Source organism: Duncaniella freteri, assembly GCF_004766125.1.
In the GTDB taxonomy this organism is placed as follows: domain Bacteria; phylum Bacteroidota; class Bacteroidia; order Bacteroidales; family Muribaculaceae; genus Duncaniella; species Duncaniella freteri.
In genome coordinates, this window is record NZ_SJSA01000001.1 from 2,030,102 (window position 1) to 2,046,171 (window position 16,070).

Annotated in this window: 24 protein-coding genes; 21 read left to right on the top strand and 3 right to left on the bottom strand. The window is 42.6% G+C overall.

Annotated elements, in window-relative coordinates:
* The first annotated feature begins 82 nt into the window (after positions 1-82).
* Positions 83-532 (top strand): DUF3408 domain-containing protein, encoded by a 450-nt coding sequence (locus EZ315_RS08690; protein WP_135471708.1) that lies wholly within the window; start codon positions 83-85, stop codon positions 530-532.
* A 102-nt stretch (positions 533-634) separates the two neighbouring features.
* On the opposite strand, the gene EZ315_RS08695 is transcribed toward EZ315_RS08690, so the two are convergent.
* Both EZ315_RS08695 and EZ315_RS08700 read right to left on the bottom strand, forming a co-directional pair.
* Positions 635-1,054 (bottom strand): hypothetical protein, encoded by a 420-nt coding sequence (locus EZ315_RS08695; RefSeq protein ID WP_135471709.1) that lies wholly within the window; start codon positions 1,052-1,054, stop codon positions 635-637.
* Between the two features lie 202 nt (positions 1,055-1,256).
* The gene (locus EZ315_RS08700; protein WP_135471710.1) at positions 1,257-1,817 is read right to left on the bottom strand and encodes a sigma-70 family RNA polymerase sigma factor; all 561 of its coding nucleotides are present in this window, start codon (positions 1,815-1,817) and stop codon (positions 1,257-1,259) included.
* A gap of 416 nt (positions 1,818-2,233) precedes the next feature.
* On the opposite strand from EZ315_RS08700, the gene EZ315_RS08710 reads away from it, so the two are divergent.
* From EZ315_RS08710 to EZ315_RS08725, 4 genes are all read left to right on the top strand, one after another.
* A complete protein-coding gene (locus EZ315_RS08710; RefSeq protein ID WP_135471712.1) occupies positions 2,234-2,545 on the top strand; it encodes a helix-turn-helix domain-containing protein in 312 nt (103 codons plus the stop codon).
* A gap of 27 nt (positions 2,546-2,572) precedes the next feature.
* Positions 2,573-2,878 carry a helix-turn-helix domain-containing protein gene (locus EZ315_RS08715; RefSeq protein WP_135471713.1) on the top strand — a complete coding sequence of 102 codons (306 nt, stop codon included), beginning with the start codon at positions 2,573-2,575 and terminating at the stop codon, positions 2,876-2,878.
* A gap of 12 nt (positions 2,879-2,890) precedes the next feature.
* Positions 2,891-3,328: a plasmid mobilization protein gene (locus EZ315_RS08720; RefSeq protein ID WP_135471714.1), complete on the top strand. Its 438-nt coding sequence runs from the start codon at positions 2,891-2,893 to the stop codon at positions 3,326-3,328.
* 211 nt (positions 3,329-3,539) lie between these two features.
* Positions 3,540-5,048 carry an RNA-binding domain-containing protein gene (locus tag EZ315_RS08725; protein WP_135471715.1) on the top strand — a complete coding sequence of 503 codons (1,509 nt, stop codon included), beginning with the start codon at positions 3,540-3,542 and terminating at the stop codon, positions 5,046-5,048.
* 107 nt (positions 5,049-5,155) lie between these two features.
* Here the strand turns inward: EZ315_RS08725 and EZ315_RS08730 are convergent, their stop codons facing one another.
* Positions 5,156-6,337 carry an IS4 family transposase gene (locus EZ315_RS08730; protein ID WP_135470498.1) on the bottom strand — a complete coding sequence of 394 codons (1,182 nt, stop codon included), beginning with the start codon at positions 6,335-6,337 and terminating at the stop codon, positions 5,156-5,158.
* 145 nt (positions 6,338-6,482) lie between these two features.
* Here EZ315_RS08730 and EZ315_RS08735 point away from each other — a divergent pair, with 145 nt between their 5' ends.
* The 16 genes from EZ315_RS08735 to EZ315_RS08810 all read left to right on the top strand — a co-directional run bounded on the left by EZ315_RS08735 (position 6,483) and on the right by EZ315_RS08810 (position 16,064).
* The gene (locus EZ315_RS08735) at positions 6,483-6,863 is read left to right on the top strand and encodes a hypothetical protein (protein WP_123485476.1); all 381 of its coding nucleotides are present in this window, start codon (positions 6,483-6,485) and stop codon (positions 6,861-6,863) included.
* Positions 6,860-7,303 carry a hypothetical protein gene (locus EZ315_RS08740; RefSeq protein WP_135471716.1) on the top strand — a complete coding sequence of 148 codons (444 nt, stop codon included), beginning with the start codon at positions 6,860-6,862 and terminating at the stop codon, positions 7,301-7,303. Before EZ315_RS08735 ends, EZ315_RS08740 begins: the two co-directional genes overlap by 4 nt.
* Positions 7,304-7,311: 8 nt before the next feature.
* Positions 7,312-8,316 carry a hypothetical protein gene (locus tag EZ315_RS08745; RefSeq protein WP_135471717.1) on the top strand — a complete coding sequence of 335 codons (1,005 nt, stop codon included), beginning with the start codon at positions 7,312-7,314 and terminating at the stop codon, positions 8,314-8,316.
* 218 nt (positions 8,317-8,534) lie between these two features.
* A complete protein-coding gene (locus EZ315_RS08750; RefSeq protein WP_135471718.1) occupies positions 8,535-8,948 on the top strand; it encodes a hypothetical protein in 414 nt (137 codons plus the stop codon).
* 3 nt (positions 8,949-8,951) lie between these two features.
* The gene (locus EZ315_RS08755) at positions 8,952-10,061 is read left to right on the top strand and encodes a hypothetical protein (protein ID WP_135471719.1); all 1,110 of its coding nucleotides are present in this window, start codon (positions 8,952-8,954) and stop codon (positions 10,059-10,061) included.
* Positions 10,062-10,172: 111 nt separating this feature from the next.
* Positions 10,173-10,952 (top strand): hypothetical protein, encoded by a 780-nt coding sequence (locus EZ315_RS08760; RefSeq protein ID WP_135471720.1) that lies wholly within the window; start codon positions 10,173-10,175, stop codon positions 10,950-10,952.
* Positions 10,936-11,379, top strand: coding sequence for a hypothetical protein (locus tag EZ315_RS08765; protein ID WP_135471721.1), 444 nt, complete (start codon positions 10,936-10,938; stop codon positions 11,377-11,379). Before EZ315_RS08760 ends, EZ315_RS08765 begins: the two co-directional genes overlap by 17 nt.
* Positions 11,376-11,768, top strand: coding sequence for a DUF2750 domain-containing protein (locus EZ315_RS08770; RefSeq protein WP_135471722.1), 393 nt, complete (start codon positions 11,376-11,378; stop codon positions 11,766-11,768). The genes EZ315_RS08765 and EZ315_RS08770 overlap by 4 nt, the downstream gene beginning before the upstream one ends.
* Positions 11,768-12,142, top strand: a complete 375-nt coding sequence (locus EZ315_RS08775) for a hypothetical protein (RefSeq protein WP_135471723.1) — start codon at positions 11,768-11,770, stop codon at positions 12,140-12,142. The genes EZ315_RS08770 and EZ315_RS08775 overlap by 1 nt, the downstream gene beginning before the upstream one ends.
* The gene (locus tag EZ315_RS08780; RefSeq protein WP_135471724.1) at positions 12,132-12,881 is read left to right on the top strand and encodes a contact-dependent growth inhibition system immunity protein; all 750 of its coding nucleotides are present in this window, start codon (positions 12,132-12,134) and stop codon (positions 12,879-12,881) included. The genes EZ315_RS08775 and EZ315_RS08780 overlap by 11 nt, the downstream gene beginning before the upstream one ends.
* A gap of 42 nt (positions 12,882-12,923) precedes the next feature.
* Entirely contained in the window at positions 12,924-13,574 is a 651-nt protein-coding gene (locus EZ315_RS08785; protein WP_135471725.1) for a hypothetical protein, read from the top strand.
* Positions 13,561-14,145 (top strand): hypothetical protein, encoded by a 585-nt coding sequence (locus EZ315_RS08790; protein ID WP_135471726.1) that lies wholly within the window; start codon positions 13,561-13,563, stop codon positions 14,143-14,145. The genes EZ315_RS08785 and EZ315_RS08790 overlap by 14 nt, the downstream gene beginning before the upstream one ends.
* Complete coding sequence (locus tag EZ315_RS08795) at positions 14,135-14,503, top strand: hypothetical protein (protein WP_135471727.1); 369 nt, start codon at positions 14,135-14,137, stop codon at positions 14,501-14,503. Before EZ315_RS08790 ends, EZ315_RS08795 begins: the two co-directional genes overlap by 11 nt.
* Positions 14,500-15,024 (top strand): hypothetical protein, encoded by a 525-nt coding sequence (locus tag EZ315_RS08800; protein ID WP_135471728.1) that lies wholly within the window; start codon positions 14,500-14,502, stop codon positions 15,022-15,024. The genes EZ315_RS08795 and EZ315_RS08800 overlap by 4 nt, the downstream gene beginning before the upstream one ends.
* On the top strand, positions 15,008-15,403 hold the full coding sequence (locus EZ315_RS08805) for a hypothetical protein (RefSeq protein WP_135471729.1): 396 nt from the start codon (positions 15,008-15,010) through the stop codon (positions 15,401-15,403). Before EZ315_RS08800 ends, EZ315_RS08805 begins: the two co-directional genes overlap by 17 nt.
* Positions 15,396-16,064: a hypothetical protein gene (locus tag EZ315_RS08810; RefSeq protein WP_135471730.1), complete on the top strand. Its 669-nt coding sequence runs from the start codon at positions 15,396-15,398 to the stop codon at positions 16,062-16,064. Before EZ315_RS08805 ends, EZ315_RS08810 begins: the two co-directional genes overlap by 8 nt.
* Positions 16,065-16,070 lie beyond the last annotated feature (6 nt).

Consider the following 16,070-nt stretch of genomic DNA (forward strand, 5'->3'; position numbering starts at 1 on the left):
AACGGCTGTATTTCCGCATATGGGATTTCCGGAAATGACAGCCCTCACGAAACAGATTTTTCAACCACTAAAAATAAGTATTATGGAAGAACGAAAAAAAGTTGAAATCAACGAGAAAGAGATACTCAGAATGATGGCGGCAGACATCCCTCCCTCTTTAATGACGGGGACCGGAGAGCCTACATCCCGTCTTGCCGGGGAAGACAGAAGTGAAAACAAATCACCAGCTCCCGATGAATCCGCACAGCCGAAGAAATCCCCGTCTGAAGCCGGCCGTGACAGGACGCCCCATAAAAAGTCTAATGTGCAGGGATATCCCGAACACCTATTTGACGACAAGGTTGTGCGGGGTCGCCGCCAGACATATGTCAGCGAGGGAAACTACGACCGTGTGCGCACCCTGCTTTCAGTGATAGCCCCGGCAGTAAGCATCTCATGCTATATCGACAATATCCTCTCGGACCATCTTGATAGGTATCGTGACGAACTGAACGCCATATACAGCAGCCGGCTTAACCTGAAGCCATTATGATTCCTATGCCTGTAAGAATGAAACAAAGGGCAACCGGCTGTCTGAAAGGTATTCTTTCCAGCCGACTGCCCCCTGCTGTTATATATCATCTATTTTTGCCCGTCATACCACCTTGTCGCGAATGGCACGTAGTCCCTTCGGGATGGGGTTGGTGAGGATTATCCGGTAGCACTTCATGCCCCCGTTCTCCACAGGGTCCTTGTCAACCATGAAGCCTGCGCATCTCTCCACCTTTGCGGCATCGAGTATCATCCCGGCGATGTAGCTGTTTGAGAACCGTCCGCACCGTGCGTCATTCCATATCGTGAATCCCTGTTCGTCGTCGGTGCGGAACAGATACCAGTCCTTCGGCTTTTCCTCGTCGTTGGCCACGCATACCCTGTCGCCCGGTTTGAGTCCGAGTTCGAGGGTGAGCACCTTGCTCAGATAGATCGTGCCGTCACGGTTGACGGTCACAACGCGCTTTCCCTTGTAGGTCATCGCCGGATGCGAGTTGCCCTTGTCATATACGGTAAGTTTCATAATACATCAGTTTTTTATCGGTGAATATTCCTGTACAACAGTTCGGTAATTTTTGAGCAGGCATAGCTGTATCGCACTGATACACAATAGTTTGCATTGATATTGAATTATTATTGCATCTTATTGATATTCAATTGAATATGCAAATTTTACCGAACTATTGCTGTAAGTAAATTTCTGAATTGAGCACTGCCGGTAAGGGTCATGCGGCATATCTGGCCGCAAGCCTGCGACCTCTTGTACCGAGTGCCGGATGGTTGCGCAATGATTCCAGCATGGCTTGCGCCTTCCGTGTCAGCACCGACACCTTTTCTCCCGTATGCCTCGCTATCGTGCGGAACGAGCTTCCGCTCTCATAGAAACGCAGCATGAACATCCGGTAGTCTTCGTATGAAAAATGCCTCCGCAGGAAACGCTGTATGTCCCTGACAAGACGGTCGCATCCGGTCATCAGTTCCTCCCGTTCAGTGCTTTCCTCCGCCGTGTCGGTTTCTGCAAGAGTGATGAAATACTCGTCACCCGGATATGTGGTCCTCGCATCCTCCCGTTCCGTTACTTGCGCCATGCGCCGGTAGCAGCCGATGAAATAGGATTCGAGATCCATGATACCGTCCTTTGAAGACATCACCTGCTTCCTCACCGCCAGATACGCGTCATGGAAGCGGTCCTCGTCGAGCCGACCGTGTATCGAAACTTTTTCTTTCAGTCTTTCATACATGCGGCTGAACCATTCGTTGAATTCCTTGAGATCTCTTGTAGCCATAATCGTTTGTTTTTTATGTGAGACATTGCGGCCTGCGTCGGCAGGCACACTTTTTTCTTTGAGAGCCTCACAGCTGCCGGAGTGTCGCCACGGTGTCAAGGCTCGGCAAGGAAAAATACCGCAGCGGAGCGAGGATGTTTTTTCTGCAGCCGACCCCGCAGGGGCCACGGCCTTGCACGGCGACACACGGCGGCTACCTTTGCGTCAAAGAAAACATGTGTGCTTCCAAATCCATTTGTCCGTCTCCTTCGCTCTCTTTTCCTTTGCATCCACTTTATCGGCTTTCATATCTCCGGATCTCCCCACAGTCCCTTTGCGGTGACACGGACTGACACCTGGGGACATGTGTCGGCACATCCATTGCATATCAGCATTTTATATATTTCTTTGTGGTGTAACATTAAATTTTGAAGAATATGGAAGTTGTGATAATTGATGCCGCCACGTTCAACAGGATGCTGGCCGGATTCGGTGAGCTTGCCGAAAAAGTGGAGCGGCTCTGCCGCGAACATGCCGACATGGGTGACATGCAGTGGCTCGACAGCGGCGACGTATGTCGGCTGCTCGACATCAGCCCCCGGACATTGCAGACAATGCGTGAGAACGGCACGATGCCGTTCAGCCGTATATGCAACAAGGTCTATTACAAGCCGGAGGATGTACGGCGCATCCTGCCGGTGGTGGATGTAAAGCGCAGGATTGCCGCCCGCCGGGGCAAAGGAATTTGAATCAGTAACGATAAAAACGAATGATATATGGAAAGCGACAACATCAGGCTGCTGTCAGCAGGCAGCGATCCGAGGGTGAAGGATTATTTCTCCGCCCTCGCAACCCTCTCGTCACGGGTAGATGAACTGCGTGGGCGGTTCCGACCGACGCTATTCGGCGAGAGTTATTATTCCGACAGCGAGCTTGCGGCAATGCTGAAAGTGAGCCGGCGCTCGCTTCAAGACTACCGCAACAACGGTACTATACCGTTTATACGTCTCGGCGGCAAGATACTCTACCGACGCTCCGACATCGAAAGGGTGCTTGAGAAAAACTATACCGCTTCATTCTGACACATCATGCTTATGGATAAAGTCAAAAGAAAACGCGGTCGTCCCCCAAAGAAACAGAGGGCCATATACCAATATTCGGTACGGTTCAACGAAGCCGAGAATGCCCGGTTCGAGGTACTGTTCTTAAAATCGGGCATACGCTACCGTTCGTGGTACATCAAAAAGCAGGTTCTTGAGGGAAAGGCAAAGATAATCCACATAGATCCGGTGGATACGGATTTCTACATCCGGCTGACCAACTTCTACGCGCAGTTCGCCGCCATAGGCAGGAACTACACTCAGGTGGTGGAGGATATCCGAAGGAAGTTCGGAGACAGGCGTGCCGCCATCATGCTCACCCCTCTTGCCAAAGCCACCATAGAACTTGTCAAACTGTCCCAGGCCCACAAAAGCATGACAGAAGATTTCCGCACCACGGTCGTAGATTATCACTGGAATGGCAATAAATAAAACGATTTTCGGGCTAAAACACGCACTTTCGTTCATTTTTTGTGCAGTATTCTCTTGTTTTTCGTTCATTTCATGTGATTTTGGTCGTAATAATCCGGGCATCAATCATAACTCCACGAACAAATAATCTGATATCGTATACTAAATGGTAGAAAAAGATTGTCATCTCAAAAAAAATGCGTAATTTTGTATATATAAACCTGTCAATCACATGGCATTACCAATCAACATAGAGGAGCTCCTCAAAAAACGCAGGGTGGAATCCAGCCGTATTGAGTTCAAGAGCGGATGGAATCCGGAAAGGATATACCGCAGCATCGGTGCTTTCGCCAACGACTTCGACAATATCGGAGGCGGTTATATCCTCGTCGGTGTTGAGGAAGAAAACGGTATGGCCAAACGGCCGGTCAAAGGACTGGAACCGGAACAGCTTGACAGGATACAGAGGGAAATGCAGGGATATAATAATCTTATCGAGCCATTTTATCTCCCGCGCCCCTCGGTTGAGGAGATTGACGGGCGGAACATACTGGTCATATGGGTTCCCGGCGGTGAACATCGTCCATATGCGGTCCCTGAAAACGTCACGGCAAAGACAAAGGTCGCCAGATATTATATCAGGAACGGCTCAACCACTATTGAAGCCAAAGGTGATGTTTTGGAAGAGCTACGCGATATGGCCAATCGCACTCCGTTTGATGAGCGCGGTAATCCCGACATCAAGTTGTCGGATATCTCCCCATGGCTTGTCCGGGACTATTTACGCACTGTTGACAGCCGTCTTGATGAAAAGCTTGAAACAGATGGCTCCGGTGAGGCATTGATGGATGTTCTTGAACAGATGGATCTGTTGACTGGACCGACAGAACACAGGATATTCCGCAATGTCGCGGCCATGATGTTCTGCGAGAAACCGGAAAAGTTCTTTCCATATTCCCGTATCGAGATCGTTGTTTTTGAGAAGAGCCGCATTGAAACGCCGGACAGGTTTACAGAGATAGGTCCGATTTCAGGCTCTGTCCCTCGGATGGTCAAAGAGACCATGCGGATTTTCAAGTCGTTGGTAATAAAAGAGCAGGTAAGAAAAATCCCGACACAAAGCGAGGCTTTGAGGGCGTTCAATTACCCGGAGGAAGCTTTGGAGGAAGCCGTGGTAAACAGTCTTTATCACAGGAGCTGGCAAGAACGGGAGCCTGTTGAAATCACCATCGAGGAGGATGGAATCTCTATACTTAATTTTCCCGGCCCCGACCGCTCCATCCCTGACGAGGCGATAAGGGAAGGTCGCATCCTGAAAAGCCGACGCTACCGCAACAAGCGTCTCGGGGAGTTCCTTAAGGAACTTGACCTTACTGAGGGCCGTTCTACCGGCATCCCTACGATACAGCGCGCCCTTGCCGTAAACGGATCACCGTCTGCCACCATAGAAACGGCTCCCGAACGCCTGTTCTGCATAATCCATATACCTGTGCATCCTGCATTCAGGGGAGAAAAAACAGTGGATGTCCCTAAAAATGTCCTCTTAAATGTCCCTAAAAAACTTACTGAACGGCAATCGCACATTATTGAGATTATAAAAGAAAATCCCCGGATAACAAGAGCGGAGATAGCCGCAATACTCGAAGTTACCGTCAAAACAGTTGGCCGGGAACTATCATCGCTTTCAGACCTCGTACAATATGTAGGCTCAAAGAAAGGCGGTCACTGGGAAATTTTATAAACGATTTTATATAATTATGCTTACGATTATCTGCTGGACCATAATATCTATATTTGGACTCTTGTATCTGAGTTGTATAATTGGTCACTAGTGTCTCTTAAAAAGTGTTAATCAAATTCGAGGTCAAGAGTTGGATGGCAATTTGCTATTTGTGCTGGCACCGGTTCTGGAGTCAACAAGTCCTTGATATGCTCCTTGACAAGCAGGGAGCTGCCGAGGATTCTCATGACTTCGTAGATGTTTCTTTCAAGTTTCATTTTATGTTCGATTATTGCGACAACGCAGTAAGTGCATATAGCCGCATAAATTTGTATTCTGACGGATGTCTCGGAATTACCCCAGAATGTGGTGACTCTAAGGTGCTGTTTGATCCATTTGAAGAAAAGCTCCACCTGCCATCGGTTCTTGTAAAGGAACACAATCTGTTCGGCAGACAGGAAGAAATTATTTGTGTAAAAAACAAAACTTCTCTTCAGGTCAGGGATATACGCTACAATACGTCTAATCCGGGAAGGGTAATTGGATGCATTGCGTCTACCGGTAAACCTTACGGTATAATCTTGAAGAATGTTTCCATTCTCGGGCATGTCCAGACCATCCTCGACAATGAACTTCGGCTTAGCCTTCTCTCTTATGACAAAGAAGGCTCCAAGTTCCTCAATCTTATGAAGCCTATCCAAGTCCCAGTATCCACGGTCGAAGATATAACCGGCCAACGGTTCATAATCAATGATATCCATCGCATTTACATCATGAACCGAGGCATTGGTGATGTTTATCATAACTGGAATCTGCGTCACTATATCAAGTTGGGTATGCAGTTTAATGCCGGACTTGGTGCTTCTGAACTTTGCCCAGTCATAAACACTCATGCAAAGGTCAATCGTGGAGGAATCGAACGCATAGAACTTGCCGCCGATACAAAATTCCCGGTCTATACGGGCTTCCTGAGCCAGCACAATCATATGGTTGGCGAACTCCTCGAACACATGCCAATCACGATTGGTATTGCATCTGGAGAGAATATTACGGTCTACCGCTTCTTTGCCAAATCCGAGATGAAAGGATTTCTTGCGATGTGCTGTAGTGATATCCGAGAGTTCACGGAGACTTCGACATCCGAGCAGTTGACCGAATATAAGGACAAGCAACTGTCCCCAATAAGACAACTGCCATCCGAGGGTTCTGTCCTCAACCTTATTTTTGGTACGATGCTCCATGATTCTTTCAAATTTGCGTTTTGGCAAAAAGTCAACAATCTGGCTGAAAATGTATCGTCCTGCATTCATGAAAAATTGGGGAACCGAGTTTTAAGGCTCCAACCCCAATGTAATCATTTGAAAAGTGCGACAAGGTTTGCAGGCCTGAAAATCGCGTAACCAACATGAATACAGAGTTTAACAATTTCGCATTAACAGATTTTAAAAGACGCCAGTGAAACTGAAAGATAAGAACACTGGCAAATTTATTGGTGTGGCGACTATTAGCGGCATACTGACTTTCGCTATCGCTTGCGGATTGTGGTATATGGTTTCAGGCGAGAAGTGGTTGGATTTTTGGGGGATTCCTGTCACAATCATTTCGTTTTGGATAATCGGGGCTTTGATAGCGTGGCTTATCATCCCTGACAGGAAAAGCTATCTGTTAGGCATCGCAGCGTATTTATCCACTATCGGGGTTAATTTCATTATAGCGGCTTTTAATTTCCTCAACGGAGAAAACGGATGGATTGTCCTGATCGCAATAGGTTTCGCAATTATCTCCATTCCCGGAGCTATTCTGCTGAATTTAGTAACAATACGGATTATCAAATGAAAGTTAAGAAAATTCATATAGCCATCGCGACGGCAATATTGTCATTAATCGTAATCGCCGGTTGCTCCCGAAGTATTGACTATAACGATGGTGAGCCTGTGATGTTCTCTGAACTGCCGAAAGAGGTTCAGGACACTCTAATTTGGTGGGGAGAACATACAATCGTATCCGTTGGAGATACGGTTGTTGTGGAACTGGACGATGTGATATGTTTTGAATCAGACTATACTTTTTTGCGCTCTACTTTCGGGCCGTGGATAACATCAAGAGGTTTGCGTCGAAATAATGACGGGAAAGAATGGAAATTTAGTGGTAATCTGAATGTGCCGACCCCTATTGTCACCATAGGCGACACCATTTATATCCCGTCTGGTTATAATCTTGTCACTTGCGGAGAAGTGGAGCCAGATGCTGTTTTTTATCGGCAAATATTAAAATAAATGATTGAATGAAAGGTAAGGCATTAAAGAAAACGGCGGCTGATCTAAGGCGCAACGTGAGCCGGGAGCATGGCTTCCGGCAGAGTGCGTACATCAACTTCAAAGTTGATGGCGGCTATTTCTTCTGCCTTTACTTTTTTGCAAACGGTTCAGCGTTTCCAAACGAAGCAAAGCTGACGGTCAAGCCGATGTATGCAGATACTCTTTGGTGGGAAATATGGGATTCACTGGAATGTATCGATGCGCCCATTAGTCTGCGCGGTACTGGAGCTTACGCGTTGTCGGGAATGGTGTTGGCAAAATATGAGAATTTAATTGACCCGAAAGAGTCCGGTGATTCCGAAATGAAGGATTTGTATGAACATATTTTCAGCCAAGCTGATACCGAAATCTCACGATTCATTTCTGAAAATCCCGATGCCGATACATTCTATCCTGATGAAACAAAAATGGATTATGACCCCGACAGGTTGCTTTATCTCATGGCTCTTATCCATAACAAACAGGAGGACGAAGCTTTATCAATAATAAAGGAAGCTCACAGTAATAAGCATCATTGTGTGTTCCGCAGCGGATGGAACAGCGACAGCTACACCTACATCAAGCGTTGGTGCAACCGAAATAGATCCGCAGAACGAATCCGACACCGGATAGATAATATATTAAATGCCGTTATAAGATTCCGTGCCTTTGTCATAATGTCGATGTCACGCTCCCGTAGATATGATCTTCCGAATTTCTGGGATTATCGACCGTTGGACGTCGGCATATATATTGCGATTATATTCTCATGGATATTCCTCATGAAGAATTTTACTATGGTATGGATTTCACTGGCTATACTTGTCATAATGCAGTTTATGGTTGATGGGAAAAGAGCTAAACGCTATTATCGTGAATTTATGAATCTACCGATGACAATCAGGCGAAAATGGACTATTGGGTCATGGAGTGTAACTGTTGCATTATGGGTATATGTTATCTTTTTGATTATTAAACCGCTAAAACAATGATATTATTCAGCATAATAATACAACTGGTTATCTTTACTTTGCTGGCAGTGGTGATTGCGCTACCATTGGCTGGGATTGTATGTTGGCGAAGCAGGAAGCATCGGAAACGTAATACCATATTGGCATTGTTATCGCCATTCGTGTTTATATATTCGTTCTATTTCACTTGTCTAATCGGAGGTTTCGCCTGTGCATCAATCTTTGACACCGGTTGCGGAATGGACGGATACTATAAGGCCGATTTGCCTAACGGTTATCAGATAGAATCCCTTGCGGATGACTTCGACCGCGAATATTTCACAGGATATGTCCGCAAAGACGGAACGCGCATCGTGGAATTGGTTGCAAAAATCAAGGTCTCAGGTGATTCGTTTTATGGAGAACAGTCTTTTGAGTTTTTTCCAAGAGAGCATTATTTTGTCATTGACACTAAAACTGACAGCATAACTCAATATAAATCACTCAGTGAAGCAAAGGAAAAAGCTCCTACCGTTGTAACGGGCTTAACGTCCTTAGAGGCATTCTATTACAAGAGTTGGCCGTGGGTAATTCCTTTGACAATCCTCTCCATTGTCGTATCATCTGGTTTAGTATTCCTTTTATGGTTTATTGTCATCAAAATCTCAAAATAGAGTATGATTCAGATTATTATAATTATATGCGTTATTATCCTGCTTGTCGGCCTTATGGTAAAGTGGCCGAAGCCAGGCTTGTATCTTTTCAAGATTGTATGTTTGATGCTTCTGCTGTCCGGGCTGTTCTTCGCTCTGTTCTTTACTCTTATGGGGCTTGGAAAGCAAGCTTTAAACATTGACCTTCATCCTTGGCGGGAATATGTAGGCCCTCGTTTCATTGGAGCATTGATTGTAACAACGGTTATCTTCATAATATCTCAAATTCCTCTTCTTTTCTTGAAGAAATTATCAAGCAAGGTAAAATCGAAAATCTTGAAAATTGAAGGACTGGTATATGTGGCATTGTTGATACTTGGCACAGGCTTGCTATATGTGGCTGTGAGTGACAGGAATTATCCCGAAAACCAAGTTATTGACAAAATTGAGGATTTCCACGCCAGACACGGACAATATCCTAAAGATTTGAGCGACATTAATGTCAACATCGATAACGATAGCCTGTTCATAAATGATAATGTTCATCTCGGATATTCCTGCGATAAAAACGCTTATACGTTATCTATGAATTATGAATATGGCAGTTATGTTTATGATAGTAGGAAAGATAGATGGAGTAAGATTCAGGAAGGCTCGTCGATTGAGAATTATATGATTGCGATTCCAAAGGAGGCCGATGATGTAATTATAAGCGATTATGTTGATGAAGATATTGGTTCCTCTGGAATAAGCCGTTCTGAATTTTATCAGCTCACACAATCGCAATATGAAAAGGCTCGTGAAATATTGATAAAGCATTTCGCCGATTCCATACAGCCGTCTACCAATGGTGAATACCTTATAGAACATCCCGGAGGCTGGCTGGAATATATAGTATATCCGTATGAACAATATCGCCGTCAATATTTCGGTTGGAAAGACCGGGATGGAACGCATTTTGCTATGGTTATACTCATCAGCAAGAAGCTTATTGAGCATTATATTTCATTGGGCAATTTTGAAGATAATGGTCAACTGTTTTGGATTGAAGATGGTGGAAGCGATGAAGTCGATGCCCTAATCAATCTTGATGAGAGCAAACTGGAAACCTTCGTAGTACACCAACATGGGTAAAAAATGAAATCAGACAGCAAAATATATCGGTTTTTCTTTGGGCGGCGGGGTGAAACTCGCTTGCCATTTGGTGCTATGTTGCTGATTCTTGTGCCTTTTCTTATTGGAGGTATGTATTTCCAAAACCGCAAATACAATGCATTGTCGGCAAATCCGGAACATACATCGACTGTGATTTCAAATATCGGCTATATAGGCAACAGTGGTCCTATAATACATTACAAATTTACAGTGAACGGTGTAACATATAAAGGTGGTATGCATGCCAATGGTTTTGCTGTTGGCGACAGCATAGGTGTGGTATATCAGAAAGACAACCCGGAGAATAATATGACGGTGTTTGAATATTATGATGGCCCGTCGTATGGTTCGGTCGCAATATTCGTCCTCGCTGCGATTATTTTGGCTCTATACCGGTGGAGAAAAATCAATCGAAAATACAACGACAGCTGCCCGGAGTTGGATGGCTCTGGAAGGTGTAGTATTTACCGCACCGACAAGGAATATATATTTGTTACAGTATATAATGTCACAGCGAATCTCCCGATTAAATTCCTCCCCATAGGCTGTAGTAACGGAGAATTTGAGAATACTCTCATGGAAATATTCCATGCAAGTCTGCATGGCAAATATGTGGAGCTGAAAAACGCGGAACTGATCAAAGCCATGAAGCAACGCTCATGGCGACAGCTTTACCAACACTCCACAGGTGTGCTTCTGAAACACGACAGCCGCACTTTGGAGATTTTGCCCACCCGGAAAGCTACTGATGGCAAAGGTCTTGACTGGGATTATGACCGCGCTATTTCCTTCGAACTTGATACGGCATCATGGAAAAACATAATAACATCAACCCGAAAACTCCTCAACAATAATGAAGCTGACCGATAAACGATTCTGGAAATTTGAGGCATTTACCTTTTTATATGCCATCGGACTAATACTGCTTGTTGGGTTTCTATTCGATAAGCCTATCCCGTTTGAAAGAACTGTATATTTTTCATCGTTATTTCTTTTATCCGGGCTGGTTGCTTGGCTGGTTGCTAATGGTAAACATTGGTTTGTATTCGGTATTGTTTATGAAATCATATTTATGATTTTATGGGCCTTGATGTTAGCCGTTGCGCATTATATAGAATATGATAGTCTTAATCATGCCATAGAAGACGGAATAATTGATGCTTGTGTATTTGTATATTTACTCGTGGGACCGGCAATCGTCATGTTTATTCCGTCACTTGTATTGGCTTTCTTTGGCTATCATCTAATCAATAAGAAAAGCAGGGATAATGAAATTGATAAAAATGTAATATCATGAAACTGACCGATAAAGAAATATCTGCACTACTTGACAAATCTGCGGAAGTGCGTTACCGATATTCCATCAAGCGAATTGCCGACGCATACTGCTTGTGGACTATTATCTCAAGTGATGGCAGTTATTGTCTGATTGTCGGTAACGGATGCCAAATGCTTCCGATATGGCCTTTCAAGGAATATGTGGAGATATATCTGTGTGGGAAAACAGTCGGATTCGATGTCGTTTCAATAGATCTGAATAAATTTGAAAATGAAGTGATTAACATTATTTGCGATAACAACTTCCCAATCTCTGTTTTCCCTGTATCGGATGAAGACACTGGAAAGATTGTAGATCTTGATACTTTTGTAAAGGATTTATCCGTTGATCTTGAAAACTACCGATAATGGATTGCGACAACGAAAAATATAAGAACCTTTGGCATATATTTGTCAATATCGAAGCTATTGAAGGCTATAATTTCAATGATCTTATTGATACATCCGATTGCGATACTACTGTTAGCAAATATATCGGAGCATGGACCAACATTTTAGTCAAGGCCGATACAATCAATGAAGCCATTGAAATAATCCCGTTAGGGTTGAAAGAAAAGAACTTCAAGGTCATATTTATTGAACGTGCTGTAAATCTTCAATCAATGGCTGATGAAAACGACGTTGATGAAGAAGAGTTGGAAGAAGCCGACTGGTTACTCTCGACATCATACAGATTCAAAATTGTTGACCGTTTATATCCTTATATCGCAGATGAAGAATGAGATATTGAATAAGTCACTGCTTGAGCTTGGTGAGTGGACTTGGCTCCGGCAGCCGTCTGGCGATGATTTGCAGTCAGACCGCCTTACTATGGAGTTGGACTGTCTAAGTAAGAAGAAACTTTGCGATTATAGCAATTCTGATATATACCTTGCGGTGAGTCAAGAAAAAGGGTTGCGATTTACTCTGCCATTGGCTATCAGACTTATTGAAGATGATATACTAATTGAATGTGAGTTTTATGAAGGAGATTTGTTAAAGGCGGTTCTTCAAATACCAACGACATATTACCAGCTTAATGTCGATGATTTCATCAAAGTGGCAAGTCTGATTTCTTTGAAAGACAACAAAAGAATCATGTCTGATTATCATGGCAACAGAGAACTCCGTCTGTTATTTGATTTATGGTGCGATTACCGCAAATCATATAGGGTAAGGATTATCACTAACAATTATCGGCTACCGATAGATGATGTAAAGGAATTTCTATATCAGACTGTTGGAGATGACTCGTCTTCCGAAGTTGATTTTTCAGACTATACACACTATTGGAAATCAGACAATCAAGGAGAAATCACAGCGATGATTTCAACTGTAATACCTTTTGATATTCTTCGCCAACGCATAGCCGAACAATGGACTATAGCTGATAAAATTGGCAATTCATTTGTTGTTGACTCTCGTATGTCTAAAATTTTCAACAAGCTCATTTATTGGATGAGTATTGACTTAGATTCATGAGTTGCAAACTTCTCTACAATAACCAGACTCAAAAATTCTTCAATGAAATTCTATAAGCTATCACACGATTTAGAAACAGGCAAGAAATATCCACAGGTGGAATGCCTAAGACCTTTCACTGCGTCTCAAATAAGTCCGTGGAATAAATTGTCGTGTAATCCTGATTTGAGGTTCAAATTAAGGAGAGGTGCCGTAATATCTGACTTTCTCTCAACAACAGCCGGACCGGGTTGCGATATGCTTATATCTCCTGAATTATATGAATGTATCAGGCATTTCAATGTCATGCCACATCAAATTTTTCCGGTGACAGTAGAAACCAATAAAGATGTTAGGGAATATTTGTGGGTGCATTTATATGGGCCATCATTTGTCGATTCAATAGATTATGAAAAATCATCTTTTATTCGGACAGAGTGGACTATCCCACAAGAGCCTATAACATTGGAGTCATTCAGTCAATATCAGCAATTAAAATTAAAGGATAAGACCGGGGCTTTTGGTGTAACTTTTAATTCACTTGCGCTACGCGATAAAAGCACAACTTGGGATCTGTTTTTCCCATTTCCATTCGACAGTACAATCTTTATTTCTGAAAGGTTGACAGATGAACTAATAAGGTCTAATTATACCGGTTTGTCAATAGAACCGACAAATCTAATCACTTGCACATTGAATAATGAAACTGACTGATAAACGATTTTGGAACAGATTAGGAAACACGGTCAATGAGTTATTCTTTTGGCTCTTTATTGTGTTTGCCGTGTTGCTAACCATTGATTTATGGTGTTTGTTGGCGACTGTCATAGTATGCCTGTTTGGTGCGATGGATAAGTCATTGACATTGTTGAAAATATTTGGAGCATTTGGGATAATTCTCATGCTTTTCTCCAATTTTACATTATGGCTGACAATGTATTCGCCAAAGATATACAAATGGCTTGTGTCAGTGGTCCGTAGTAAACGACTGAGACTATTGTATTTCCTGACATTAGGCTATGTGAACGTATATCTGCTGAACCTCTATTATATCAGATTCAGATATAACCAGTATGAACTGACACAGTATCGTGTAAATGTGTTATATTCGGTTTTGGTCATGTTCCCAATCATAAATATCCCGGTCTATGTAGCGGCCATTCGTCGTAGCGGGCGACAAGTGCCCTTGGGCTATGCGGCAAAGTTATATATGCAGGGAAGATTAGCAACGTACCTGATACAAAAGGATTATTCATCATTGATTAAAGATGGAAATGAACAGTGAAATATACCATCCTATAAATTTGATTGATTGCGAGTGTTCAATCAACTCAATAGACTACAATGCTACGGATCTTATTGTCGAGCTGGAACGGTTCGACAACAAAGGCATAGTCAGAGTTGAGTTCAAAGAAGTGTTCGCATATCGCGTGACTTTGGAACATTTCAGAATTACAGAGGTTATGGATGGCTTGACTTTACAGCCTCTATATATTGTTGAAAATTCCTCTTATTTGAAAGAAATCATGGCAACGGGGATGAAAGTATTGTATGGCACTTCTCTTAACGTGACTCACTATGCAATAAAGACAGCCGAACACATCGTTGATATATTAACCACTGAAGATTATATCATAGAATGAAAAGACGAGGCTTAAAGAGATATTACCGTAATCTATTCAACAGGAACTTAGCCGAGAATTTTATTATAAATCTAAAAAGTGGAGCCGCAAAGTATGATTTTGCACATATCCACTTTGATGGTTATGTTCTTAATCGGTGGAATGAAATTAAACTCCACCTTGATGCATTGTTTAGACAGTTAAGTCTTTTCAAATCAAATGCCATTAATATTACTATGCCTTTTCAAGTCTGGGGGCATGTTTGTTTTCAACGGGACTTAGGTTGTCAGGTTTCGTTATATGTTCATACACCCAACAGTGATTATGATGATTTTCCTATGGTCTTCACAAATGTCTCTGATTACATGATAACTAATCGAAAAGAGTTGCATGATTATCTTAATAAAAGACAACGCGAAGGCTATGAAATACGATATTCAAGGAATTGCGATAATGAGCAGGAAATCGTTATTGCGATTATGAATGTTGGGCTACCGATTTTCACACCAATTAAAGACACAAGCGATGAAACTGACCGATAAAAGATTTTGGATAGTGATTATTTTAGCGCCCTTCTTGATGGCGTGCAGTGACAGGCACGACATAACCGACAATTATTCCGTATTTACATATGGAGAGGGGTTGTATGGAGAAAAGGAAACGGATTATCCGATATTTGCTGAGAAACTTGGATATAAAGAATCGCCTAATTTTATCCCTCATATCAAACAGTCCTGGTGGAACCAAAAATATATCGTACTCAAACAATCCGGCGACATATTTTGGATTATAAAACCACAGAACCGGGAGCTGGAAGCCGGAGATATTTATTTAGGCCCATTAACCGCTTATCAGAAAGACAGCATATTGACAGCCGAAAGAATTGATTTGAACCAAATGAACCATAAGGCATATGAATAAGCGACAGTTTATGAAAATCATGTGTGATACTTTTAATCTTGGAAGTATCACTCCAAGTATCGTTGGCTATCATATAGATTGTATACTTATGGGTATGAATCTTATAAAAGTTCCGGGACGAACCGGATACAAACTGTTTTTCTCTATTTATCCATTATGGCGACAATCTTTGAGAGCGTGTCTTGGCTATCCGTCGTTTCTTCAACCGATCCTCGATAATAAGAATATGGACTATATTCTCCCTGAGGATATGGCTGAAAATGAAATTGATGATGCGTTGCATTTATATCAATCGCAGATTTCATACAGTCATTCAGAGGATGTATCTTTCACAGAATTAAGAAAATACCTGAAATCATGTATATCGAATCATGTTGGGATAAGAAGTAACTTTGTGCTTCAAATGAAAATATATGAACTGCTTTACGGGATTGCTTTATATCGCGATGATAAAGAAACAGCTAACGACATATGCAAGACAATATCAGACAATATAATACAGTGGGATGATAAGATATTTAAATACTGGTATGGCGATAAGGCTGAATATCTTTTGCGCCTTATGGATTTTGATTCCAATAGAATCAATCTTTTTGATAATGTTTCGCTAAATTTAGCCGAGCCCAAAGTACAGAAATTACCACACTTTTCTTTTTTATAGGAATAA